This window comes from Monashia sp. HAY1-2A (assembly GCF_056755315.1).
Map to the genome: position 1 here is coordinate 1 of NZ_JBNDHY010000313.1, position 890 is coordinate 890.

Here is an 890-nt window from a genome sequence, read left to right on the forward strand (position 1 = left end):
TGCGTGCACTGGCCGCCAACGCGCCAGGGCAGGTCCCCTCACGCCGTTCTTCGCGTGGGCCGGTATCGCAAGCCGATGGTCCCCGACCGGAACGCATGGCGATCCACGAGCTCGAGCCGGATGCGTTCGCGCAGACCGGCGAGCAACGTCGGGCCGTGTCCGGCAAGGACCGGTTGCACGAGGAACACGTACTCGTCGATCAGTCCCAGGTCCGCCAACGCCAGGGGCAGCGTCACGCCACCCACGAACAGGCCCTCGCCGGGCTCCTGCTTGAGCCGCTGCACCGCTTGCCCCACGTCGCCTCGCACCAGCTCGGCGTTCCAGTCGACCTCGCGCAGCGTGCTCGACACGACGTACTTCTTCGTCGTGTCGATGGCCTCGGCGAACGGGACCTGCGACTCATCCATCCAGTCGGGCCACGGGCCCGTAGTCGGCCGCCGCCACGCGGACTCCATCATCTCGTAGGTCACCCGGCCGAAGAGCAGGGCATCGGCTCGTTCCATCTCGGCGGTCCAGTAGCGCATCGACTCCTCGTCGGGGGGCAGTCCTGCCTCGTGATGGCAGCAGCCGTCGAGCGTGACGTTGATCGAGTATCGAAGCGGTCTCATCTCGTGGCTCTCCCTTGGTCCGCGCTCGAGCTAGGAGGCGAACGCCTCGGCTTCGAAGAGCTGGCCGATGAGCCCTCCGAGGAGACGCCAGTGCTCGGCGGACAGGCGTGCGGCCTCCTCCGCTTCGCCTGCGGCGCAGTGCGCAAGGAGCCGCTCGTGGTGGACGATGGTGTTCTGGCCGCCGAGCAGCGTGGAGAACTTGCGGTAGAGGATGCGGTGCACCACGGGGTGCGTCTGGTCCGTGAGCCGTCGCAGGACCGGGTTGTTCGCGGCGTCCTGGAT

Annotated in this window: 2 protein-coding genes; both read right to left on the reverse strand. The window is 68.3% G+C overall.

Annotation, left to right across the window (positions count from 1 at the left end; all coding sequences use genetic code 11):
- Positions 1-38: 38 nt before the first annotated feature.
- Positions 39-608 carry a dihydrofolate reductase family protein gene (locus tag ACPYOM_RS22055; protein ID WP_481341138.1) on the reverse strand — a complete coding sequence of 190 codons (570 nt, stop codon included), beginning with the start codon at positions 606-608 and terminating at the stop codon, positions 39-41.
- Positions 609-638: 30 nt separating this feature from the next.
- Positions 639-890 (reverse strand): FCD domain-containing protein (locus ACPYOM_RS22060; RefSeq protein WP_481347599.1); only part of this gene is annotated, 252 nt, incomplete at its 5' end.